The following is a 22713-nucleotide window of genomic DNA, read 5'->3' as shown; positions in this document are numbered from 1 at the left end:
ACATGCCTATGGCTCGCCAGGTTCATGCGAAGCATGGATCACTGAAACACCGGGAACATCGCCATGACCCAACGAACTTTCTCCCTTTCCGCAACGGGCACGTGCCTGGCGCTGGCGGCAGTCCTGTCGGGCTGCACGACGCTCAACGACCCGCCGCCGGTGGACATGCCGTCCACTGCGCCTCCGGTGCTGATGCCGGCCGCGCCCGTGGCGGGCAGCCCTACGGGCAGCCTGTTCAATGCCGCCAGCTACCGTCCCGGCTTCGAGAACCGGCGCGCGCGCCTGGTGGGGGACATGGTGACGGTGCAGATCGTGGAGCGCGTGACGGCCAGCCAGAAGTCGGATTCGGGCCTCAAGCGGTCCAACAAGACCACGGCGGGGATTTCTGCGCTGCCGCTGTTCTCGGGCAATGCGCTGGCCAATCTCAAGGACCGCTCGAACATCGGTTTCAACAACAACAACGACTACACGGGCTCGGGCTCGACGTCGAGCGACAACACGTTCACGGGCGCCATCAGCACGACGGTGGTCGATGTGCTGCCCAACGGCCATCTGGTGATCGCCGGAGAAAAGCAGATCGGCGTGAACCACAACGTGGATGTGCTGCGCTTCACGGGCACGGTGGACCCGCGCACGATGCAGCCCGGCAGCCTGGTCGCATCGACCCAGGTGGCCAATGTGCGCGTGGAATCGCGCAGCCGCGGACAGGCCGGGGAAGCGCAGTCAATTGGCTGGTTGTCCCGGTTCTTTTTGAACGTTATGCCGTTCTGATTCTCCGGAGAATGGACAGCATGAAAGTACTGTCCATGCTCCTGACATTGCGCCAAGCGCAGCGCCCCTTCTGGGTTGCAGCCGCCCTCGGCGCCAGCATGCTGACCCTGCCGGCGCATGCAACACGCATCAAAGAGGTCGCTGCCATCCAGGGCGTGCGCAGCAACCAGTTGACCGGCTACGGTCTGGTGGTCGGCCTCGACGGCACGGGCGACCAGACCACCCAGATGCCCTACACCAAGCAGGCCCTGGCCAATTACCTGGAGCAGATGGGCATCTCACTGCCCGCCACAGGCAATTCGGGCCAGCTGCAGCTCAAGAACGTGGCGGCCGTGATCGTCACCGCCGAACTGCCGGCCTTTGCCCAGCCGGGCCAGGCCATCGACGTGGTGGTCTCCTCCGTGGGCAATGCCAAGTCGCTCAAGGGCGGCACCCTGGTGGCCACGCCGCTGCGCGGCGCCGATGGCGAGATCTATGCGCTGGCCCAGGGCAACCTCGTGGTCGGCGGCGCCGGCGCCTCGGCCGGCGGCTCCAAGGTACAGATCAACCACCTGAGCGCAGGCCGCGTGCCGCAGGGCGCCCAGGTCGAGCGCGCCGTACCCACACCGATCAATGAAGGCGACAGCATCACGCTGGGCCTGAACGCCACCGATTTCCAGACCGCCGACAAGGTGGTGCGCGCCATCAACCAGCGCATGGGCCAGGGCGTGGCGCAGGCGCTGGACGGCCGCACCGTGCGCGTGTCCGCGCCCCAGGATCCGGGATCGCGCGTGCGCATGATCGCCGAGATCCAGGAGATGCCGATCGAGACCTCCAAGCCCTCGGCCAAGGTCGTGATCAATGCACGCACGGGCTCCATCGTGCTCAACCAGGCCGTGACCCTGGGCCCCTGCGCCATCGCGCATGGCAACCTGGCCATCACCATCAGCACCACGCCGGTGATCAGCCAGCCCGGCGCCTTCTCGCAGGGCCAGACCGTGGTGGCCCAGAAGTCCGACATCCAGATCAAGCAGGAGCCCGGCAACATCATCAACATGCCCGGCTCCCCGCAACTGACCGACGTGGTGCGCGCACTCAACACGCTGGGCGCCACGCCCCAGGACCTGCTGGCCATCCTGCAGGCCATCAAGGCAGCAGGCGCCCTCAACGCCGAACTGGAGGTGATATGAGCATCGCACTTCCCAACGGATCGCAGACTGCGGCCAGCAATGCGCTGGCGGCCGACGCCCGATCCCTCAACGCACTCAAATTCGCGGCCGGCGAGAACAGTCCGCAGGCCGCGAAGGAAACCGCCAAGCAGCTGGAATCGCTGTTCATGCGCGAGATGATCAAGAGCATGCGCGAGGCCACCATGAAGTCCGGCCTGCTCGACAGCGCACAGGGCAACCTGAGCACCGACATGCTGGACCAGCAGCTGTCGGTGGCCATGTCGGGCCAGCCCGGCGGCCTGTCGGATGCCATCACGCGACAGCTGGCCCGCACCATGGGCTCGGAAGCCGCCGAGGATGCCGAGATCTCCGTGCCCTCCACACTGAGCATGAGCCGCATCGCCTGGCGCAGCACGGCCGGCAGCGCCAATGGCACCACAGGTGCCTGGAGCGGCAGCCGCAGCAGCGCGGCCCAGTCCGTCAACGCCTATGCGCCCGCGCCCAAGGGCCGTGACAACTTCGTCGCCCATCATGGCGACGCCGCTGCACGCGTGGCGCAGGAAAGCGGCATTCCGGCCGCCTTCATGCTGGGCCAGGCCGGACACGAGACCGGCTGGGGCAAGAGCGAAATCAAGAATGCCAATGGCAGCAATGCCCACAACCTGTTCGGCATCAAGGCCGGCAAGGGCTGGACGGGCAAGGTCGCCGAGGTCACGACCACCGAATACATCGACGGCGTGGCGCGCAAGGTCACGGCCAAGTTCCGCGCCTACGACTCCTACGAGGAGTCCTTCCGCGACTACGCGCGCCTGATCACCAGCAATCCGCGCTACGAGAAAGCCATGGGAAAGACCGACTCGGCCATGGCCTATGCGACCGAGCTGCAGAAAGCCGGCTACGCCACCGATCCCGAATACGCCAGCAAGCTCAGCCGCGCCATCCAGAGCGCCGTGCAGAGCGCGGCACGTGCCCAAGCCTAACCAGAGAACACGTCATGAGCCTTTTGAACGTCGGGTCCCGCGCCCTGATGGCGAACCAGATCGCCCTGCAGACCACAGGCCACAACATCGCCAACGTCAACACGGCCGGATATTCGCGCCAGAGCGTGGCCTTCCAGACCTCGCCGGGCCAGAACATGGGCAGCGGCTACATCGGCAATGGCGTGGATGTGAACACCATCCTGCGCAACTTCAATGACCTGCTCAACCGCCAGGCAGCCACGGCCAGCGCCGTGTCGGCGGCCGACTCGGCGCGTGCCACCTCGCTGGCGCAGATGCAGGAAGTGTTCGGCGGCGGCAAGACCGGCCTGGGCGCAGCGATCACCGACATGATGAATTCGTTCGGCGACGTGGCCGGTGCGCCCACCGACCCTTCGGCACGCCAGGTGGTGCTCACGCGCATGAACGAGCTGGCGGCGCGCTTTCGCTCGGCATCGGCGCAGTTGGACGAGCTGGACTACAGCGCCAAGCAGCAGATGGGCAACGATGTGACCGTGGTCAACAGCCTGGCCGGCCAGGTGGCCACGCTCAATGCGCAGATCAGCCGCTCCATCGCCTCGGGCCAGACGCCCAACGACCTGCTGGACCAGCGCGACCAGTTGGTGCGCAACATCAACAAATACGTGCAGACCAGCCAGATCCCTGCGGACGACGGCAGCATCAGCCTGTTCGTGGGCGGCAGCCAGCCGCTGGTGCTGGGCCCCAATTCCGCCCAGCTCACGCTCAAGGAAGCCACCGAGTTCCCGGGCAGCGGCAAGATGGCCCTGTACTTCCAGCAGCCCGGCGGCCAGAACGTGGAACTGACGCCCTCCATGCTGGGTGGCGGCGAGATCGCCGGCCTGCTGCAGTTCCAGGGAAGCGACCTGACCGAGGGCCGCAACCTGCTGGGCCGCATGGCCCTGGCCATTGGCGACTCGCTGAATGAGCAAAACAACCTGGGCCTGACGCTGTCGGGACAAGGCGGCAGCAATCTGTTCAAGCTGTCCATGGTCAGCAACGGCTCGACCACGGGCGCGCAGTGGACAGGCGCCACCACGCCGACGACCACGGTGGTCGACTCCAGCCAGCTCAAGGCATCCGACTACCAGATCGTCTTCGGCAGCACGGCCCCAGCTGGCAAGGTCATCCGCCTGTCGGACGGCAAGGTCACGGACTTCACCAACATGGCCGACCTGAGCTCCAAGGAGATTGACGGCCTGCGCTTCGACCTCAAGGCCGAAGGCGTGTCGGGCAACACCGTGCTGTTCCGCCCCATGGCGGCGGGCGCCCACGACATCCAGGCCGCCGTGCACTCGCCCAACGACCTTGCCGTGGGCAATCCCGTCACGGCCAGCATTGAATCCAAGGGCGAGGCCACCCTGAAAATGGTTTCGCTCCAGGCCAACTCGGGGCTGGTACTGCCCCCCCTGGGAACACCGGGCAACAAGGGCGGTGTGGCATTGAGTTTCGTTCCTGGACCGCCCGCAGGCTATACCGTCACAGGCACTAACACACCTCCCAAAGGAGCGCCTACGCCCTATACGCCAGGAACCACCGTAGTGCCCTACACCTCCGGCCAGTCCATCGAGATCGACGGTTGGTCCGTCACACTGACAGGCACGCCCCATGATGGCGACGTGGTCCGCATCGGCAATGCACTGGATCCCCAGTACAGCAATGCCTACCAACGCGACGCCGGCAACGCCAGCTCCTTCCTGGCATTGCGCGACTCCAAGTTGTTCGATGACTCAACCACGCTGAGCGACGGTTTTTCCACCGCCATGGCCCAGGTCGGAACGCGCACGCAGAGCGCGCAGTACGCGGCCAAGCTGTCCGAGACCATTGCCAAGAACCTGGAGGCGGACCGCACGGCCGTCTCGGGCGTGAACCTCGACGAAGAGGCCGCCAAGCTGCTGCAGTACCAGCAGTCCTACCAGGCCTCGGCCAAGATGCTGCAGGTCGCGCAAAGCATTTTCGACAGCGTTCTGCAGACCGTAGGCCGCTGATCACCGGACAGGAGCATTCCACCATGAGCATCTCCCGCATTGGCACGGCCAACATGTACGAAAGCACCATCAACAACCTGAACTCGCGTCAGACGAGTCTGGTGGACCTGATGGAAAAGACCACCTCCGGCAAGCGCGTAGTGCGCGCCAGCGACGACCCCGTGGCCGCCGCACAGGCCGAACGCGCACTCACGCGCATCTCCCGCTCGGAAAACGACCAGCGCGTGCTGGGCCTGCAGCGCGATGTGATCGCCCAGGGCGAATCCAAGCTGGGCACGGCCCAGGACGCGCTCAAGGACTTCCGCGACCTGATCCTTCAGGCCGGCAATGGCTCCTATGACCAGAAGGCACGCGATGCGCTGGTGCAGCAACTGGAAAGCCTGCGCAACCAGGTGCTGGGCTATGCCAATGCAAAGGACTCCAACGGCCTGCCCATCTTCCGGGGGCTGGGCAGCCAGGACAATCCGGTGCTCAGCGCCACCCCTGGCGCGGTTTCTCAGTTGCAGCCAGGCCAGAGCACCGGTAATGACAACGGCCTGCCTTCCTCGCTGGACGGGTTCTCCACCTGGATGAACATTCCCACGGGCAATGGCGTGTTCAGCGTCTCTCGCCAGTCGCCCACGGGCAGTTCGGCCTATGCCGATCTCGGCGCGGTGACGAATCCCAGCCTATTGACTAGCAACACCTATACGATCAAGTTCGCCAAGAACGCGACGACCGGCGAGATGGAGTACACGATTGACTCCAGCGCCTCGGGTGCGACCAATCCTGTGGTGCCTGCCACGGCCTTCAAGCCGGGCGACAGCATTTCCATCGACGGCATGTCCGTCAAGATCTCGGGCACCCCGGGCGTGGGCGACAACTTCACACTGGCACCCAGCCAGCGCACCGACCTTTTCAGCGTCCTTGACGGCGTGATCTCCGCCGTCAAGGACGGCGCAACCGACCCTGGTGCCATGCAACAAATGCTCTCGCGCGGCCTCAATGAACTGGACTCTGGCATGAGCCGCGTCCAGGCCATGCGTAGCTTTGCTGGCGACCAACTCAACCGCGCGGACAGGCTCGAAGACGACATGAAGGATCAGGCGACGCTACAAGAGGGCGCGCGTTCGCGGGCCGAAGACATCGATATGATCAAGGCCCTCTCCGATGTGGACATGCAGAAGGTGGGCATGCAGGCGGCCTTGCAGTCCTATGCCTCGATCCAGAAACTGTCACTGTTCAACTTCATCAACTGATAGCCACCCGCGCATGCATCCATGGTCCAGTCCGTCCTGAGCTCTCTGACCCTCGGCTATAGGCCGCTCTGGAACCAGGCCCGCCGTCTGGCGGGCGTGCAGCTTTATCTTCACGAGGAACCCGGCGTCCAGGCCGACGTGGCCCACCTGCTGCGCATACTGCGCGAGACCTGGGGCACGCAGTCGCCGCCGGTACTGCTGTCGCCCCAGTCGCGCCAGGTGCTGTGCGACCTGCTGGAAAACGCCTCCAAGGGCAGCCCCTGGATCGAGGTGCGCGGCGACTGGCTGCAGGACTCCGCCATCTACGACCTGGTGCGCCAGGCGCATGCGCGCGGCCTCATGCTGGTGTGGCGCGGGCCGCTGTCCGATGTGCCCGACGCCCAGGCCGCCCACTGGTTTGCCAGCAGCCTGCTGCACCTGCCGCCCGAAGGCGCTTCGGGCATGCCCAACCAGACAGCGCTTGCGCTGCAACAGGCCGCCCAGGCAGCCCAGGCACCGACCAAGCTGCAGGCCCTGAAGCAGGCCGCCAGGCCAGCACCCACCCTGCCGCCCCTGCAACTGCTGGGCGGCCAGATGTACGAGGGGCTGGACAGCCTGGCTCTGACCGATCTGTGCCTGGACAGCTTCCATGCGGGCGCCATCGCCGGCTGGCCCGTGGCCGATACGCTGCATGCCCAGCGCCATCACGCCGCCCTGCCCAGCCGCGACACCGTGCTCGCACTGATGCGCGCCGTCGATGCCGAGCAATCGATCGAGGCCTTCGAGCAGATCCTGGGCGAGGACCCCATCCTGGCCTATCGCTTCATGCTCTACACCAACTCAGCAGCCCTGGGCCTGCGGGGCAATGTGGACTCGCTGCGCCGCGGCCTGGTGATGCTGGGATACGGCACGCTGCAGCGCTGGCTGTCCGACCAGTTGCCCCACGCCTGCACCGAGCCCAGCCTGGTGCCCGTGCGCACCGCCATCCGGCTGCGCGCCAGCCTGACCGAGCGACTGATCGAGGCCGGCATCAGCCACGACCTGCAGCGCGAGGTCTATCTGCTGGGCCTGCTCTCGCAGCTGGACCAGCTGCTGGGCGAGCCCCTGCCCACCGCGCTGCGCCGCATTCCCGTGTCCGAGCGCGTCTTCGACGCCGCCGTGACGCGCACCGGCCCCTACGCGCCGGCCCTGCTCATGGCCATTGCGCTGGAGTCCGACGATCCCGCACCGATTCGCCAGCTGCGCGAAGAACACGCCTTCGAGATCGAGGACGTGAACCGCATACTGATGCGCATGCTCAGCGAACTGCAGGTGCAGCCCGCGCCTGCGGCCTGATCAGTCCACAGCGGCCGGGGGGAGCCTTAGCCGCCGCTGGCATCCGCAGATTCCGCCCATAAAAAAACCGCCTGAACATCAGGCGGTTTTTTTGTGGCCGGCAGGAAGGCTGCGGATGCAGCTCCTGCCGATCTGCCCTGCTCAATGCATGGCGTGGGGCTGGCCGTCGAACATGTGCTCGAACTGTGCCAGCCAGGGCTCGGCCAGCGTGCGGATCTGGGCATCGTTGCGCAGGATACGCTGCATGATGCGGGCCTTCTCCTTGCGCTGATCGGGCGCCAGCGGCTCGTCATGCGACTTGAGCCGCAGCTGCTCGATCAGCACGGCACAAGTGCCCTCGTAGCGCGTCACCCCCTCCCAATCCTTGTTCTGTGCGGCCTGCAGCATCTTGGCGCTGCTGTCTTCTATGGCACGGTAAAAGTCAATCAATGTCAACTCCATTTCTATGTCCCTGCAACGGCTGGTGTATCGGAGATATCGCTCCAGCCTTGCGCGATCGGTGCCAGAACGTCCTGGACCGATTGCAGCAATTGCACATCGTTGCGCAGATTGGCGAATGTCAGTTGGGTGATGCTGTAGTCATAAACCGTGATCAGGTTCTGGGCCAATTCCCCGCCCTGGTCAACATCTACGGCTGCCTTGAGGCCTTCCTCGAGAATGCGTACCGCCTTGCCGATCTGGATGCCCTTTTCTTCAATGCTGCCGCGCTGCATGGCGCCCTTGGCCGCATTCAGAGATGCATCCAGGGCATTGAACAATAGCTGAATCAGCATATGAGGGGATGCTCCATTCACAACCGACTGAACACCTACCTGGTTGTAAGCGCTAGCCCCACGGCGGTTGAACATCGAATTCATTCCAGCGTTCCTTGGTGTCTTGTTACCATGATTTTCGGCATCCGGGCGAGAAACTGAAGCCTCGCCTTGCATGCTGGACAAGCCTGGTACGCAGGCTCGTCTCAATCATTAGACCTGAGGCCTATCTGTTCCACTGGCTTACTTGCTGCGACAGGTAAGAGCTAAGCACCGAGCTCGATCCCATCTTCTTGTCCAACGCTGCGTACTGTGTACGCATGCGCTGTTCAAAGGCTTCAGCGCGCTCGTTGACGCGGTCCTGGGCCTTGGTGTTGTCTTTCTTGAGCTGCTGTAGGCCCTTGGTCTTGGCATCAAACACCCCTGTGTCGAATTCGAGGACCTTGTCGGCGTACTCCTTCATCCGCAGGGCCAAGCCCTTTGTCTCTGGCTTGTCGGACTCGCCTTCCGCAGCAAAGACCTGCGCCAGCTTGCTGGGATCCTTCAGAACCGCTTCCAGATTGGACTTGTCCTTGGCAAGCGTGCCGAAGGCCAGCTTGCCGCCCTTGCCCAACTGTATGCCCAGGTCCGACAGGTTGATGCCACCGATCTGGGAAGCAAGCACCTCGCGCAGACCATTGGTCAGGCCAACCATAGTGGAGTCACCTTGCATGACGCCGGCGGTCTTGCTCTCGGCATCGTACTTGGTGGACGCCACAAGCTTGTCGCTGATGGCGTTGTAGGCATCCATGAAGGCCTGGATGTTCTTCTTCATGCCTTCGGTGTCGGAGACGACAGTCAGCAGTGTGGGTTCTCCGGTCTTGGTGGCTTGATTGACCGTGAAGCTCAAACCGGGGATGGTGTCCTTGAACTCGTTTGTCGCCGATTCCACCTTGATGCCGTTGACCGTGGCCTTGGCATTCTGTGCCAGTTGAACCACGCCACCATTGCTCGTATCACCGTTGGCCGCCTGTCCCGCATAGGCCAGGGAAGACAGATTGGCATCCGCGCCCGTCGCCTCGACGGTGAACTGGGCATCAGCGCCGGAATTCTTCGAACGCATGAGCAGCCGTTCGCCGTTCGCATCCTTGATCACGGAGGCGACCACGCCACTTTCACCCTGCTTGGCATTGATGGCCGCGACAACCTTGTCCATGGTCATCGATTCGCTGATCTGGACCTCGGTGGTCTTTCCACCCATGGTGAACTTCAGCGTCCCGGGCCCGAAGTTCGAGGCAGCGGCAAAGCTCTTCGATGCCAACGACTGGTTGCGAGCCACCTGGTCCACATCGATCTGTGTGCTGCCGGGCATCGCGCTGCCGGTCACGCTCACGGAAACCGCCGTGTTCGACGCCGTCGCCGTCGTCAGCGCCCAGGCATCCTTGTCGGCTAGTTTTCGGGCCGAGTCAGACAAGGTCGACATGAGCGATTTGATGCTGCCGACCGTCGAGATCTTGGTGTCAAGGGAAGATGCAGCCGTCTGCAACTGCACCAGAGGCTGCTTTTGCAGCGTCACCAACTGCGAAATCATCGATTCCACATTCAGGCCGCTGCCAATCCCCGCTGCTGTCAATGCCATAACGTACTCCTTTTTAGTGCTACGGGCCTAGAGCCTGTGCTGCGCCAGCGCACAAGGCTCCCAGGGCGCGCGCAAGCCGCACGGCATGCAAGGAGCCCCACCACCAATGCTTCGGCATGCCGACCCCAGACTTGAGGCCATGCCGCCGTTTTTTCGCGTTTCTTTACTGGATCAACTTGAGTACCGACTGGGGCAGCTGATTGGCCTGGGCCACCATCGCCGTGCCGGCCTGCTGCAGGATCTGCGTGCGACTCAGGTTGGCGGTTTCGGCGGCGAAGTCCGCATCCATGATGCGCGAGCGCGAGGCAGCCGTATTTTCCGATGCGACCTGCAGGTTGGCAATCACGGCTTCGAAGCGGTTCTGGGCTGCGCCGAAGGTGGCGCGGGTGTTGTTGACCTCATCCAGAGCCTTGTCGATTGCAGCCATGGAGCTCCTGGCCGCAGCGGCATCGGTAGCGGTGCCCTGCAACGAGCCAAGAGCGCCGTCCAGGGTATCGACCACACGCGTGTTGGCTCCAGCCCCGACGGTAGCCTGGGTCACGCCCAGACCGCCATTGGCTGTCGCGGTCGCGAGATTCACGGCATCCAGTTGAATCTGGTTGTCCGTGCCAACATTCGCACCGACCTGGAATACGGCAACAGCACTGGTATTCAGCAGTTGGCGGCCATTGAACTGAGTGCTCGAGACCACACGGGCAATTTCCTGGGCCAGCTGTTGATACTCCTTATCCAGCGACGAGCGGTCATTGCTGCCATTCGTGTCGTTGGCCGCCTGCACGGCCAACTCACGCATGCGCTGGAGATTTTCGCCGATCTTGCTCAATGCGCCTTCGGCCGTCTGCGCCATGGAAATGCCATCGTTGGCATTGCGCATGGCCACATTCATGCCGCGCACCTGGGCATTCATGCGCTCGGCGATCGCCAGACCCGCCGCATCGTCCTTGGCACTGTTCACTCGCAGACCCGAAGACAGGCGCTGCATGGTGGTGGACAGGGAGGACTGCGACGTGTTGAGGTTGCGTTGCGCGTTCAGCGAAATGAGATTGGTATTGATGGTGGATGCCATGTGGCAACTCCTCGTTAGGCATGGACAATGGCTAGCCGCTCCGTGACCACAGGCCACCGAACGTCAGACAGCACGCCAGACACCGCCTAGCTCCGCCAATCTGATGCCATGCATTGTCCCGACGAGGCATGAGCCCAAAGCAGCGATAAAAACGGGCATCCCCCCCCAATTCGCGTCATTCCGCCGCTCCCGCCTGGTTACTCTAAGTGCGCACTTTCACCTCCTGCGCCCAGGCGCGCTCACCCTATGACCCGAACCCTTTTGCACGTTGGATGCGGCCCGCAACGCAAGTCCTCCACCTCTCCCGGCTTTCAGAGCGATGACTGGCAGGAACTGCGCCTGGACATCGATGCACGCGTAGAGCCGGACCTCATCGGCACGATGACGAACATGTCCGCCGTGGCGGATGCTTCCATTGATGCAATCTATTCCAGCCACAACATCGAGCACTTGTATCCGCACGAAGTTCCGCTTGCCCTTGCCGAGTTCCGACGCGTGCTCAAACCCGATGGTTTCGCCATCATCACCTGTCCCGATCTGCAGTCCGTCTGCGCTCTGGTGGCCAATGGCCAGCTGACCGACCCCGCCTATATTTCGCCGGCCGGCCCCATCAGCCCGCTGGACATCCTATATGGCCTGCGCAGCTCCATGGCCCAGGGCAACCTCTACATGTCGCATCGCTGCGGCTTCACGGACAAGACCATGAACGATGCCCTGCGTGCCGCAGGCTTTCCGATCGTGGCGTCCGTGGCACGTCCCGAGTCCTATGACATCTGGGCGATCGCCAGCAACAGTACACGCGAGGAGGAAGAGATCCGCGACCTCGCCAGGCAGTATTTCCGGCTATAACACACGCGCAAACGTAAAAAACCCGGCTAGGCCGGGTTTTTACTTTTCAGCATGCCGCCGTGATACGGCCTGCCATTCTCAGCGCAGCAGGGCAAGAACGCCCTGGGGCAGCTGGTTGGCCTGGGCCACCATGGCCGTGCCAGCCTGTTGCAGGATCTGGGCGCGGCTCAGGTTCGAGGTTTCACCAGCGAAGTCGGCATCCATGATGCGACCACGGGCTGCCGCAGTGTTTTCCGAGGCCACTTGCAGGTTGGCAATCGTGGCTTCGAAACGGTTCTGGGCCGCGCCGTAGTCGGCACGCATACCGTTGATGTTGTCCAGCGCCGAGTCGATGGCATCAACCTGGGCCAGCGCTGCAGACTCGACTGATCCCAGGCTTGCTGTGGAGTCGCTCAGGCTGCCAAGGCTCGTTGCCGAGGACACCACCACATTGATCTGGTTGTCGGCTGCAGTATTGGCACCCACCTGGAAAGTGAAGCTGGCATCCGCATTCAGAAGCTTCTTGCCATTGAATTCCGTGTTCGCCGTGATACGGCCGATTTCGGCGGCCAGGGCGCTGTATTCCTTGTCCAGGGCGCCACGGTCCTTCGTACCGTTGGTGCCGTTGGCCGCCTGCACACCCAGCTCACGCATGCGCTGCAGGTTTTCCGTGATCTTGCCCAGTGCGCCTTCCGCCGTCTGCGCCAGCGAAATGCCATCGTTGGCATTGCGGGCAGCAACGTTCATGCCCTTGACCTGGGCATTCATGCGCTCGGCGATCGCCAGGCCTGCCGCATCGTCCTTGGCGCTGTTCACGCGCAGACCCGAAGACAGGCGCTGCATGGTGGTGGACAGCAGGCCCTGGGTGGTGCTCAGATTGCGCTGGGCATTGAGCGATTGCATGTTGGTGTTGATGGTCATGGCCATGGCGGCAACTCCTCAGTGAAATCTGTACAAAACCAGGTCCGTGACAATCGCCTGGCGCATGCAGCAACCCTATCCGTCAGCTGGCAAGCACTTACCTTGCGGGCGCCGTGCTTTCAGGGTTTCAGGATGCTTCATCCATCTGCTGAATTGTTTTTCGACAAGCCATTGGAACACTTAAGTGTTTTTTTGGAGGAGCATCGATTCAGGCCCCTGCATCGCCACTAGGCCCTTCATCAGACCCTCTTCTCAAAAAAAAGCGGCCAGCATGAAGCTGGCCGCCTGGATGATCCATGCGAGAGGACCGTCAATTCTTTGCCGCAGAGCATTGCCCTCGCAATTGCAGCAACTGCCTGGTTCAGCGCAGCAGGGCAAGAACGCCCTGGGGCAGCTGGTTGGCCTGGGCCACCATGGCCGTGCCAGCCTGTTGCAGAATCTGGGCGCGGCTCAGGTTCGAGGTTTCACCAGCGAAGTCGGCATCCATGATGCGACCACGGGCTGCCGCAGTGTTTTCCGAGGCCACTTGCAGGTTGGCAATCGTGGCTTCGAAACGGTTCTGGGCCGCGCCGTAGTCGGCACGCATGCCGTTGATGTTGTCCAGCGCCGAGTCGATGGCATCAACCTGGGCCAGCGCTGCAGACTCGACGGTACCCAGGGTCGCGGTGGACGCGCTCAGGCTGGTCAGGCTGGTGGCAGAGGAGACCACAACGGAAATCTGGTTGTCCGTGGCAGTGTTCGCACCTACCTGAAAGGTGAAGCTTGCGTTGGCATTCAGCAGCTTCTTGCCATTGAATTCCGTGTTCGCCGTGATACGGCCGATTTCGGCGGCCAGGGCGCTGTATTCCTTGTCCAGGGCGCCACGGTCCTTCGTACCGTTGGTGCCGTTGGCCGCCTGCACACCCAGCTCACGCATGCGCTGCAGGTTTTCCGTGATCTTGCCCAGTGCGCCTTCCGCCGTCTGCGCCAGCGAAATGCCATCGTTGGCATTGCGGGCAGCAACGTTCATGCCCTTGACCTGGGCATTCATGCGCTCGGCGATCGCCAGGCCTGCCGCATCGTCCTTGGCGCTGTTCACGCGCAGACCCGAAGACAGGCGCTGCATGGTGGTGGACAGCAGGCCCTGGGTGGTGCTCAGATTGCGCTGGGCATTGAGCGATTGCATGTTGGTGTTGATGGTCATGGCCATGGTGGCAGCTCCTCAGTGAAATCTGTGTGAAACCGGGTCATCTCGATCGCTAGACCCCATGCCCAGCGACCCTCGCTACCCAATCAACCTGCCATCAGCGGCTTGCTTCGTATTCAGAAATCGCAAGAGCTGCTGGAGGGGCTCAGGATGTTTCATCCATCTGCTGATAGGAATTTCGACATCGACTTACAGTACTTGAATATTTTTTTAAAGAAGTTTTTCATCTCACCTGCCTCAACCCGCAAGTGCAGACGGGACTTAGATAGCAACCCAAGCCACAGAAAGCAAAAAGGCAGCGTGCATCAAGCACGCTGCCTTCCGCCATCCTCCGGGACAGGCTAGGCCTGGTTCAGCGCAGGAGGGCAAGAACGCCCTGGGGCAGTTGGTTGGCCTGGGCCACCATGGCCGTGCCAGCCTGTTGCAGGATCTGGGCGCGGCTCAGGTTCGAGGTTTCACCAGCGAAGTCGGCGTCCATGATGCGACCACGGGCTGCCGCGGTGTTTTCCGAAGCCACTTGCAGGTTGGCGATCGTGGCTTCGAAACGGTTCTGGGCCGCGCCGTAGTCGGCACGCATACCGCTGACGGTATCCAGTGCGGCGTCAATCGCAGTCATTGCGGTTTTGGCGGTCGTTTCATCTGCGCCAAGAGTGTCCGTCGAATTGTTCAATCCAGCCAGTGCATTGGTTGCCACGTTCACGGTGATCTGGTTGTCACCTGCCGTGTTGGCTCCCACCTGGAATACAAAGCTGGTCGGAGCGTCGGAATTAAGCAGTTTCTTGCCGTTGAACTCCGTGTTCTCGATGACGCGGCCGATTTCCGCAGCCAGCGCTTTGTACTCCTTGTCCAGAGCACCACGGTCCTTCGTACCGTTGGTGCCGTTGGCCGCCTGCACACCCAGCTCACGCATGCGCTGCAGGTTTTCCGTGATCTTGCCCAGTGCGCCTTCCGCCGTCTGCGCCAGCGAAATGCCATCGTTGGCATTGCGGGCAGCAACGTTCATGCCCTTGACCTGGGCATTCATGCGCTCGGCGATCGCCAGGCCTGCCGCATCGTCCTTGGCGCTGTTCACGCGCAGACCCGAAGACAGGCGCTGCATGGTGGTGGACAGCAGGCCCTGGGTGGTGCTCAGATTGCGCTGGGCATTGAGCGATTGCATGTTGGTGTTGATGGTCATGGCCATGGCGGCAGCTCCTTAGTGATATCTGTATGAAATCCAGCAGACCACCCATGCTTGGCATGGCGGCGCCGGTCCAATCAACCCACCATCGACGTCTTGCCTCTGGCGGAACTCAAGATGTTTGCTCCATCTACTGAGTTGCTTTTCGGCACCCACCAGCCGGACTTGAGGATTTTTTTGCCCCTCATTCTTTGCGATTCCATCATGCAAGCCGCAAAACAAGGCACGCCCCCTGCATGGAGTGCAGGAGGCGCGCAGCTCTCGTGAGCCTGGCGATCAAGACATCATCGTCACAGTCCCAGCGGCTTTGGAGGCTCCAACCCAAGATCCTGATAGCTGATGCGGAGATCCTCCACCTCGCGCCTATCGCACCAGCGGCGCCAGGCTTCGCGCAAGCCCATGACCACGGACTTGGCGGCGATTTCCGCCTGGCGCACTTCCAACGCCTGCAGAGCAGGACGCAGCGACTGACGGATCAGCGCCAAACGCGGAAGGTTTGCGCTCCAGTAACGGGCCAACTGCAGCAGCCCGTCGAGGTCTGCCGCTGCAAAATCCTCCGTCAGCCCCACGCGCGCCAGGACTTCGGCAGACTGGCGCCCGCACAGCAGATCCCCCACCAAGGTCAGCGTGGGCACACCCATCCACAGTGCGTGATTGGTAACCACTCCGCCCGTGAAGGGGAAGGTATCCAGGCAGATATCGATATCGTGGTGCGCACGCAGATAGCCCTCGAATCCCATGCGGGACGAGAATTGCACGCGCTCCTCACAGATCCCGGCGTCCTGAAGCCACCCGCGCAGATGAGCGGGAGGACCCGAGGGTTCACATGCACCGATCACCAGCCTTGCTGTAGGCAGTGCTTGCAAAATCGCTCCCCACACCTGAACTACTTCCCGATTGACCTTGACGAGACGATTGAAGGAGCCGAACGTGAGGTAGCCATTGCGCTGCGCGGGCAAGGAGGCGACAGGCTCTTCGTGGATACCACCGTCGAATACATAGGCGAGGGGCAGGCGCAGGATGCGCTCGGTCAGTTGCTCGCGGACAGCGGGCCGGTCCAGGAAAAGATCACTCAGAACGATGTAATCCATGGTTTGCAATCCCGTGCCGCCAGGATTGCCGATCCAGGTCAGCTGCACGGGAGCGGGCCTACGCGCGAGGACATCGAGCCGATGGCCCTTGGTATGGCCGCTGAGATCTATCAGCACATCGATCCCATCCTCCTGCATCATGTGCACCAGGGCGTCGGTCGACATATCCTGCACGCCCCGCCATTGCTGGAACAGCTCCATGAACTCCTTGGTGACATCGTCATAGAGATCATTGTTGCAGTAGGCAATGCATTCGATCTCCCTGCACTTGGCCAGCTCCCTCATCGTTGGCAGGAAGAACTTGGCTGCGGCGTGCCCACGCAGGTCGGCAGAGACGAAGCCGACGCGCAGCACCTTGCCGGGATCCTTGCTGTTCCCATGCTGATGCTGAGGATCTCCATGCAAACGGCGCATTAATTGGCCGAACTCCCGGCACGACTGGCCGATTTGCACGGCGCTTGCCCCGGGGAAATGCAGTTGCGTCAGCAATCGCGCGCTGTGCGCCCCTGCGCTGTTCGGATGCTTGACCAGCATTGCGTCATACTGGGCCAGCGCCTTTCGGACATCTCCACGGCGCCCCCAGTAAAGTGCCTTGATATACAGCAAGTCGTGGTCATCGGTCAGATGCGCCAAGCCTTCGCGCAGGGCAACCTCAAGGGCGTCGAGATCCATTTTCTCAAGCAGAAGCAGGCAACGCAGCCGATGCGCACGCGAGTCTCCCGGTGACTCCTCCAAGATGGCGGCAAGCAGTTCCAGCGCTGGCTCCCATCTCTCCTGGGAAAACAGCACATAGGCCAAATCAGCTCGAGCCAGCATGCGGTTGGAATCGCCACTCAGCTCCACGATCCTGCGCAGCACCGTTTCACGCTCGGCCAGTCGAGCGGCATCGCCAGAGAGGGAAAGACTCAGGCCAACCATGGCCATGAACAGATCGGGCTCCTGTTGCAGGGCCTGGCGGTAGGCCATTTCAGCCTGCAGATTCCAGCCCAGCTTGCGCATCCAGTCCCCACACGCCAAATAAAGCTTGGAGTCCAGGGGCTGCTGCAGCAGCATGCTGAGGAACTGGGCGCACAGTTGGGGCCGACCGCCTTCATGCAGCGCGCTGATCAGGCGGAACTGGACCAGTGCCTGGGATTCCACATCGGCCGCCAGCAATAGGGCCTGGACAAAATGAGTGTAGGACGCCTGAGCCTGTCCTTGGGCTAGCAGGGCATTGCCTAGCAATTCATGGGCTTTCGACGACCGCGGCGAAAGCAGGACAGCCTGGCGCAGGGCGGGTTCGGCCTGCGCAGCTTCCTTCGCCTCCAGATGCACCTCGCCAAGGAGCATGAACAAGCTCGAGTCTCGGGGCAATGCCGCTGTAGACTGGTATGCCGCTTTCAGGGCAGCGGCACGGTCACCACGCTCCAGCTCCATGTTGACCTTGGTTTGCCACAGCAAGGCACTGCGCGGGTAGTCATGCAAGGCCGAAGCCAGCAAGTCGTCCGCCTGTTCGAAGCTCCTTTGCTGGAGCTGGCGGGACAGCGCCTTGAGCAATTCCGCGGGAATCTGCATCTGTGGTGCAGGTGTATCAGGGCTTGGGGGCGGGCATTGGGCCTCCCACGCGACGACCTGCGCCTCTAGAAAGGCTGCGGCTTCCACCCCTTGCGTCAAGGCCAGATCCTTTTCCAGGCGCTCCAAGGCGATCTGCTGCATGCCCTGACTCCTGGCCAACTCGATCAGCGAGCGCGCCATATCGCTCAGCCCCTCGCGGATCAGCATATTGATATAGGTGCGCCAGTATGCAAATGCCCGCGGCTTGGCGCCGATCGCAGCCTCCAGGTAAGGCATGGACTCAGCACTGAGCAACATGTGCTGGCCGAGCAACAAGCCCATGCCATAAAGCGCTTGGTGATCACCAGGGGCGTGTCTCAGCGCCTGTGCGTAGGCCTCGCGTGCTGCATCGAAATCCCATTGGTCATGCAGTTGCAGCGCCTGCTGCAGATAGTTGGCATCAGTCATTGGTTCTCAGGTCGGATCAGGTGCCTAGTTCAGTAAAACATCAAGGCAAATACCGACTATCCTGCCGCACAGTGCCCATGTGCAGACTCCGGATCAACAGAGTGAACCCCCCGTTTTTTGCACAATACACGGCGAGGCGCGAACGAATGCAGGAGCACCTCATCCTATGCCCCGCGGTCCAGACCTCATGCAGGCATCGGGTAGCTGCGCCTCAGCGCCTGTGCCTTCTCGGTCCTGCCAAGCTGTTCATATATCACGGCCAGATTGTGGGCGGCCAAGTAGCTACCTCTTCCAGCCACACTGCCGTGACGGCTTGGCACCACCTCGCCGATTTCTAGACAGCGCTGCCAAGCTGCCTCGGCCATCGCCAGCCAGTGATCAGCCTCGCCAGGAGAGCGGTCAATGGCGACATCCAGCATCAGCCCTCCCAGTGCGAAAAAGAAGTCAGGCGAATCTGGCCACATTTCCATTTGCGCCTGCGCAAATTCCATGCCCTCCTCATAGCGCCCCGCCTTATCCAGGCAGTAGAGATACCGGATGCAGAGGTCATGCTCATAGGCCGTACCTTGGCACAGGCCTGCCAGCGCTCCAGCAAAGTAGTCACATGCATCGGAATAGTTCCTCCCGAGCTCGGCATCCACGCCAAGCTGGTAGCGGACATAGGAACTTTCCGGGCTTGTGCCGAGTTCCCGCAGCAGCAGTTGCCGATTCCTCCCCTGTTTTCGCTGCATCTGGTCAGGCAGATATCCATCGTGCAGAACGACGAGCGGTGTTGCCACACGCGGCAAATCAGAACAGGGCTGCTCGTGTACCACTCCCTGGTAACGCACCCCCCTCGGGAGCAGTCTGGTGATCGATGATTGACCGACTTGAGTGAAGCGCTCACTCTCGAAAGTGCTTTGTATTTCCACGGTTCCCAACATGTGCGCCAACGGGCCCAAGACGCGCAGCCACTCCCCTCCCGCAGACAACCACTCGTCCGCATCCAGCACCAGATTCCAGTCGGCGTCCGCCAGCTCCAGTGCCCTGTTTCGAGCAGCGGAAAAATCGTCACACCATTGGAAATGGTGCACCTGGGCTCCGCGCCCGGATGCAATCTCGGCCGTTCTGTCAGTGGAGCCTGTGTCCAACACCACGACGCGGCTCACGAAGCTTGTGGCACTGTCTATGCATCGCGCAATGCACCGCTGCTCATCTTTGGCGATGATGACCAAGGCAATGTCGGGGAGCGTTCTGGAGGACGGCATAAATGGATCAAGTAAAGGGAAAGCAGGCCGAAGATAAAAGACTGGCAGCCCGCACACAATCATCGCTGATCGCCGCGCATGACAAGCTTCCTGCCATGGTCACAGCGCCATGGCAAGGTAGAACAGCCAATCTGAACGCCAATCACCTAGCTTTTTCCCTCAACCCTGCCGAGTCACTGCCTCACAATCCACTCCCATGCTTGTCATCATCGGATACATCGTCGCCTTCGGTTGCATCTTCGGCACCTATGTGCTGCACGGGGGCAACGTCCAGGTCATTCTCAAGGCCCTGCCCTTCGAGATGGTGACCATCGGCGGCGGCGCCATCGGCGCCTTCATCGTGTGCAACCAGCCCAAGGTGCTCAAGGCCACGGCCAAGGCCATCCCTGGCGTGATGAAAAGTTCGCGCTACACCAAGGCCCGCTTCATGGAGCTGATGGCCCTGCTGTACGAGATTCTGCAAAAGGCCCGCAAGGAGGGCCTGATGTCCATCGAAAGCGATGTGGAGGCACCCAACGAGTCGCCCATCTTCACCAAGTACCCCGAGCTGCTGGCCGACCACCATGTGGTGGAGTTCCTGACCGACTACCTGCGCATGATGGTGTCGGGCAACCTCAACTCCCACGAGATCGAGTCGCTGATGGACAGCGAGATCGAGGCGCATCACGCCGAAGCGCATGCCCCGGTCAATGCGTTGACCCGCCTGGCCGGCGCCCTGCCCGCCTTCGGGATTATTGCGGCCGTGCTGGGCGTGGTGAACACCATGGGCTCGGTGGGCCAGCCGCCTTCCGTGCTGGGCGGCATGATCGCCTCGGCCCTGGTCGGTACCTTCCTGGGCATTTTGCTGGCCTATGCGCTGGTGGAACCCATGGCCGGCCTGGTGGAGCAACGCGCCCAGGATGCTGCCAAGGAACTGGAGTGCATCAAGACCACCTTGCTGGCCAGCATGCAGGGCTACAACCCTGCCACGGCCATCGAGTTCGGCCGCAAGGTGCTGTTCTCCACCGAACGTCCCGGGTTCCTTGAACTGGAAACCCACGTCAAGGGCAAGAAGTAATCCTGCGTCCAGCAGCGTCAAGCCATGGCAGAGAAAAAGTTACAGCCGATCATCATCAAGCGCGTCAAGAAGACGGCGCATGCACCCCACGGCGGTGCCTGGAAGATCGCCTATGCCGACTTCGTGACCGCGATGATGGCCTTCTTCCTGCTGATGTGGCTGCTGGGCTCCACGGCCAAGGGCGAGCTGCAGGGCATTGCGGCGTATTTTTCCTCGCCGCTGAAGGTGGCGATGGCCGGCGGCGACGGTGCGGGCAACAGCTCCAGCGTGATTCCCGGCGGCGGCAATGATCTGGCCAAGGTGCACGGCCAAGTGCGGCGCTCGGAGGCGGCGGACAGCTCCAACCGGCGCACCAGCGTCGATGCAGGCCGCGCTGACCAGGCCCAGGTGGATTCCAACCGCATCAAGGCGCTCAAGGCCAAGGTGGACGCGATGATCACCAGCAATGCGCGCCTGAACGAATTCCGCTCGCAGATCCGCACCGACGTGACGCCCGACGGCCTGCAGATCCAGATCGTGGACGAGCAAAACCGCCCCATGTTCGACAGCGGCAGCGCCATGGTCAAACCCTACATGCGCGACATCCTGCGCGAAGTGGGCGCGGCCCTGGCGGGCGCGGAAAACCGCATCAGCCTGTCCGGCCATACCGATGCCGCCCCTTACGGCAATGCCGACCGCGGCTACAGCAACTGGGAGCTGTCCTCCGACCGTGCCAACGCCTCGCGCCGCGAGCTGGTGGCGGCCGGCATGCCGCTGAACCAGCTGGCCCGCATCACGGGCCTGGCCAGCAGCGACCTGCTGCTGCCCGATGATCCGCGCGCCCCGCAGAACCGGCGCATCACCATCACCGTGCTCACGCAGGAGGCTGAAAAGCGCCTGCTGGGCCACCGCGGACCTGTGACACGCAACGCCTTGCCGCCCTCATTGGCGGGCGGCAATGGCGGCACGGCGAATGCGGCCGCCACCGAATCCGCAACCGGCGAGACCGCTGCGCAGCCCGCCGCCACCTCGCCTGCAGCTGCCCCGTCTGCGCCCGCGTCACCTGATCGTGTAACAAATTAAGGTTTGCGCCCGATGCTGCCGAAAAGCAGGAAAATTCCCACATTGCGCCAAGAAGGTTTCATATTGTTACCATCGCGGCGGATTCTTACCAGTACCGAGCACCTACCGACCGAAAGGGCCTCACGTGGCTAATGCCCTGCGTTTTTTGATCGTTGACGACTTCTCCACCATGCGGCGCATCGTGCGCAATCTGCTCAAGGAGAGCGGCTTTCCCGAAGCCGATGAAGCCGAAGACGGCGTCGTGGCACTGCACAAGCTGCGCAACAGCAAGTTTGATTTCGTGGTGACGGACATCAACATGCCCAACATGAACGGCTTCCAGCTGCTCACCGAAATCAAGCAGGACGACAAACTCAAGCACCTTCCCGTGCTGATGGTGACGGCCGAGGCACGCAAGGAGGACATCGTGGCAGCGGCCCAGGGCGGCGCGGCAGGCTACATCGTCAAGCCCTTCACCAAGGCCACGCTGGAAGAGAAAGTCAACCTGATCCTCAAAAAGCTGGGCCTGTAGGGCACGCGCCATGAGCAACCCGGATGTCCCCGACAGCGTCCACTACAAGGTGGGCGTTCTCACGCGCCAGCTGCATGACTCGCTCAACGAGCTGGGCTATGCGGACCGTTTGCGCGGCAGCATGGGAGAGCTGCCGGACGCGCAAAGCCGCCTTTCCTACATTGCGCGGCTGACCGGAGAAGCCGCCGAGAAGGTTCTGAACCGCGTCGAATTGGCCAAGGTCCAGCAGGACCGGCTGGCCGAGCGTGTACGCGCCATGCGGGCACAGATGGTCGAGGACCCCGTGGCGGCCGTGGCCAAGGGCCGGGTGATGAACTTCCTGGAGGAAGTCGAGCAGGGCACGCAGCAGGCCGACGAGCACCTCACCGAGATCATGATGTCCCAGGACTTCCACGATCTCACGGGCCAGGTCATTGCCCGCGTGGTCTCGCTGGCCGCCGATCTGGAGGACCAGCTGGTGCAGTTGCTCATCCAGACCTCGCCCAACCCGCAGCAGACGGCGCTGGAGTCCCTGGAAAAGCCCAAGGAGCACCTCGCCGGCCCCGTGGTCGATCCCGAAAAGACGCCCGACGTGGTGACTTCGCAGTCCCAGGTGGACGATCTCCTGGCCAGCCTGGGATTCTGATCACCCCGGGGGGCGCCCGGCGCCTCCCCTCTCATTGCAGGGCAGCCTCTTTCGCTTGGGCGCAAGGGGCTGACTGCCATCTTCGCGGCGCCCTTGCACCGTGCGGCTGCCGCT

At 62.5% G+C, this 22713-nt stretch carries 20 protein-coding genes; 11 read left to right on the top strand and 9 right to left on the bottom strand.

Features of this window, described 5'->3' with window-relative positions; translation table 11 throughout:
- The first annotated feature begins 63 nt into the window (after window positions 1-63).
- Genes DELCS14_RS02810 through DELCS14_RS02785 form a run of 6 tightly spaced genes read left to right on the top strand, consistent with a single transcriptional unit; the run spans window position 64 to window position 7454 of the window.
- Window positions 64-771 carry a flagellar basal body L-ring protein FlgH gene (locus DELCS14_RS02810; RefSeq protein WP_013800361.1) on the top strand — a complete coding sequence of 236 codons (708 nt, stop codon included), beginning with the start codon at window positions 64-66 and terminating at the stop codon, window positions 769-771.
- 20 nt (window positions 772-791) lie between these two features.
- Window positions 792-1940: a flagellar basal body P-ring protein FlgI gene (locus DELCS14_RS02805; protein ID WP_012202558.1), complete on the top strand. Its 1149-nt coding sequence runs from the start codon at window positions 792-794 to the stop codon at window positions 1938-1940.
- Window positions 1937-2899 (top strand): flagellar assembly peptidoglycan hydrolase FlgJ, encoded by a 963-nt coding sequence (gene flgJ / locus DELCS14_RS02800; protein ID WP_013800360.1) that lies wholly within the window; start codon window positions 1937-1939, stop codon window positions 2897-2899. Before DELCS14_RS02805 ends, flgJ begins: the two co-directional genes overlap by 4 nt.
- 14 nt (window positions 2900-2913) lie before the next feature.
- Entirely contained in the window at window positions 2914-4902 is a 1989-nt protein-coding gene (flgK, locus tag DELCS14_RS02795) for a flagellar hook-associated protein FlgK (protein WP_013800359.1), read from the top strand.
- Between the two features lie 23 nt (window positions 4903-4925).
- Window positions 4926-6140, top strand: a complete 1215-nt coding sequence (flgL, locus tag DELCS14_RS02790) for a flagellar hook-associated protein FlgL (RefSeq protein ID WP_013800358.1) — start codon at window positions 4926-4928, stop codon at window positions 6138-6140.
- Window positions 6141-6161: 21 nt separating this feature from the next.
- Window positions 6162-7454 carry an HDOD domain-containing protein gene (locus tag DELCS14_RS02785; protein WP_013800357.1) on the top strand — a complete coding sequence of 431 codons (1293 nt, stop codon included), beginning with the start codon at window positions 6162-6164 and terminating at the stop codon, window positions 7452-7454.
- A 141-nt stretch (window positions 7455-7595) separates the two neighbouring features.
- Here the strand turns inward: DELCS14_RS02785 and DELCS14_RS02780 are convergent, their stop codons facing one another.
- From DELCS14_RS02780 to DELCS14_RS02765, 4 genes are all read right to left on the bottom strand, one after another.
- Complete coding sequence (locus tag DELCS14_RS02780) at window positions 7596-7895, bottom strand: flagellar protein FliT (RefSeq protein ID WP_012202553.1); 300 nt, start codon at window positions 7893-7895, stop codon at window positions 7596-7598.
- 2 nt (window positions 7896-7897) lie between these two features.
- Entirely contained in the window at window positions 7898-8311 is a 414-nt protein-coding gene (gene fliS, locus DELCS14_RS02775; RefSeq protein WP_013800356.1) for a flagellar export chaperone FliS, read from the bottom strand.
- Window positions 8312-8432: 121 nt separating this feature from the next.
- Window positions 8433-9824, bottom strand: coding sequence for a flagellar filament capping protein FliD (gene fliD, locus DELCS14_RS02770; protein WP_013800355.1), 1392 nt, complete (start codon window positions 9822-9824; stop codon window positions 8433-8435).
- 163 nt (window positions 9825-9987) lie between these two features.
- The gene (locus tag DELCS14_RS02765) at window positions 9988-10890 is read right to left on the bottom strand and encodes a flagellin (protein WP_013800354.1); all 903 of its coding nucleotides are present in this window, start codon (window positions 10888-10890) and stop codon (window positions 9988-9990) included.
- A 246-nt stretch (window positions 10891-11136) separates the two neighbouring features.
- Between DELCS14_RS02765 and DELCS14_RS02760 the strand changes: the two genes are divergently transcribed.
- Entirely contained in the window at window positions 11137-11739 is a 603-nt protein-coding gene (locus tag DELCS14_RS02760; RefSeq protein ID WP_013800353.1) for a methyltransferase domain-containing protein, read from the top strand.
- Between the two features lie 78 nt (window positions 11740-11817).
- Here the strand turns inward: DELCS14_RS02760 and DELCS14_RS02755 are convergent, their stop codons facing one another.
- The 5 genes from DELCS14_RS02755 to DELCS14_RS02735 all read right to left on the bottom strand — a co-directional run bounded on the left by DELCS14_RS02755 (window position 11818) and on the right by DELCS14_RS02735 (window position 19311).
- Window positions 11818-12645 (bottom strand): flagellin domain-containing protein, encoded by an 828-nt coding sequence (locus DELCS14_RS02755; RefSeq protein ID WP_013800352.1) that lies wholly within the window; start codon window positions 12643-12645, stop codon window positions 11818-11820.
- Window positions 12646-13000: 355 nt separating this feature from the next.
- Window positions 13001-13828, bottom strand: a complete 828-nt coding sequence (locus DELCS14_RS02750; RefSeq protein ID WP_013800351.1) for a flagellin domain-containing protein — start codon at window positions 13826-13828, stop codon at window positions 13001-13003.
- 349 nt (window positions 13829-14177) lie between these two features.
- Window positions 14178-15008, bottom strand: coding sequence for a flagellin (locus DELCS14_RS02745; RefSeq protein WP_013800350.1), 831 nt, complete (start codon window positions 15006-15008; stop codon window positions 14178-14180).
- 287 nt (window positions 15009-15295) lie between these two features.
- On the bottom strand, window positions 15296-18097 hold the full coding sequence (locus DELCS14_RS02740; RefSeq protein ID WP_013800349.1) for a tetratricopeptide repeat protein: 2802 nt from the start codon (window positions 18095-18097) through the stop codon (window positions 15296-15298).
- A 185-nt stretch (window positions 18098-18282) separates the two neighbouring features.
- Complete coding sequence (locus tag DELCS14_RS02735; RefSeq protein WP_228676844.1) at window positions 18283-19311, bottom strand: glycosyltransferase family 2 protein; 1029 nt, start codon at window positions 19309-19311, stop codon at window positions 18283-18285.
- 229 nt (window positions 19312-19540) lie between these two features.
- Here DELCS14_RS02735 and motA point away from each other — a divergent pair, with 229 nt between their 5' ends.
- From motA to DELCS14_RS02715, 4 genes are all read left to right on the top strand, one after another.
- Complete coding sequence (motA, locus tag DELCS14_RS02730) at window positions 19541-20401, top strand: flagellar motor stator protein MotA (protein ID WP_012202536.1); 861 nt, start codon at window positions 19541-19543, stop codon at window positions 20399-20401.
- Between the two features lie 24 nt (window positions 20402-20425).
- A complete protein-coding gene (gene motB / locus DELCS14_RS02725; RefSeq protein ID WP_012202535.1) occupies window positions 20426-21463 on the top strand; it encodes a flagellar motor protein MotB in 1038 nt (345 codons plus the stop codon).
- Between the two features lie 124 nt (window positions 21464-21587).
- Window positions 21588-21974 (top strand): chemotaxis response regulator CheY, encoded by a 387-nt coding sequence (gene cheY / locus DELCS14_RS02720; RefSeq protein ID WP_012202534.1) that lies wholly within the window; start codon window positions 21588-21590, stop codon window positions 21972-21974.
- A gap of 10 nt (window positions 21975-21984) precedes the next feature.
- Window positions 21985-22599, top strand: coding sequence for a protein phosphatase CheZ (locus DELCS14_RS02715; protein ID WP_013800347.1), 615 nt, complete (start codon window positions 21985-21987; stop codon window positions 22597-22599).
- Window positions 22600-22713 lie beyond the last annotated feature (114 nt).

It is taken from the genome of Delftia sp. Cs1-4 (assembly GCF_000214395.1).
Classification (GTDB): Bacteria; Pseudomonadota; Gammaproteobacteria; order Burkholderiales; family Burkholderiaceae_C; genus Comamonas; species Comamonas acidovorans.
Note: the sequence above shows the minus strand (reverse complement) of the source record. Positions and strands in the feature narration are given on the sequence as shown.

Bases quoted from the DNA above. Each gene is read 5' to 3' on its own strand.
- flgJ (WP_013800360.1), top strand. From the start codon at position 1,937: ATGAGCATCGCACTTCCCAACGGATCGCAGACTGCGGCCAGCAATGCG.
- flgL (WP_013800358.1), top strand. From the start codon at position 4,926: ATGAGCATCTCCCGCATTGGCACGGCCAACATGTACGAAAGCACCATC.
- motA (WP_012202536.1), top strand. From the start codon at position 19,541: ATGCTTGTCATCATCGGATACATCGTCGCCTTCGGTTGCATCTTCGGC.
- DELCS14_RS02755 (WP_013800352.1), bottom strand. From the start codon at position 12,645: ATGGCCATGACCATCAACACCAACATGCAATCGCTCAATGCCCAGCGC.
- DELCS14_RS02805 (WP_012202558.1), top strand. From the start codon at position 792: ATGAAAGTACTGTCCATGCTCCTGACATTGCGCCAAGCGCAGCGCCCC.
- fliS (WP_013800356.1), bottom strand. From the start codon at position 8,311: ATGAATTCGATGTTCAACCGCCGTGGGGCTAGCGCTTACAACCAGGTA.
- flgK (WP_013800359.1), top strand. From the start codon at position 2,914: ATGAGCCTTTTGAACGTCGGGTCCCGCGCCCTGATGGCGAACCAGATC.
- DELCS14_RS02740 (WP_013800349.1), bottom strand. From the start codon at position 18,097: ATGACTGATGCCAACTATCTGCAGCAGGCGCTGCAACTGCATGACCAA.
- DELCS14_RS02715 (WP_013800347.1), top strand. From the start codon at position 21,985: ATGAGCAACCCGGATGTCCCCGACAGCGTCCACTACAAGGTGGGCGTT.
- DELCS14_RS02760 (WP_013800353.1), top strand. From the start codon at position 11,137: ATGACCCGAACCCTTTTGCACGTTGGATGCGGCCCGCAACGCAAGTCC.
- fliD (WP_013800355.1), bottom strand. From the start codon at position 9,824: ATGGCATTGACAGCAGCGGGGATTGGCAGCGGCCTGAATGTGGAATCG.
- DELCS14_RS02810 (WP_013800361.1), top strand. From the start codon at position 64: ATGACCCAACGAACTTTCTCCCTTTCCGCAACGGGCACGTGCCTGGCG.
- DELCS14_RS02785 (WP_013800357.1), top strand. From the start codon at position 6,162: ATGGTCCAGTCCGTCCTGAGCTCTCTGACCCTCGGCTATAGGCCGCTC.
- DELCS14_RS02765 (WP_013800354.1), bottom strand. From the start codon at position 10,890: ATGGCATCCACCATCAATACCAATCTCATTTCGCTGAACGCGCAACGC.
- motB (WP_012202535.1), top strand. From the start codon at position 20,426: ATGGCAGAGAAAAAGTTACAGCCGATCATCATCAAGCGCGTCAAGAAG.
- DELCS14_RS02750 (WP_013800351.1), bottom strand. From the start codon at position 13,828: ATGGCCATGACCATCAACACCAACATGCAATCGCTCAATGCCCAGCGC.
- DELCS14_RS02745 (WP_013800350.1), bottom strand. From the start codon at position 15,008: ATGGCCATGACCATCAACACCAACATGCAATCGCTCAATGCCCAGCGC.
- DELCS14_RS02780 (WP_012202553.1), bottom strand. From the start codon at position 7,895: ATGGAGTTGACATTGATTGACTTTTACCGTGCCATAGAAGACAGCAGC.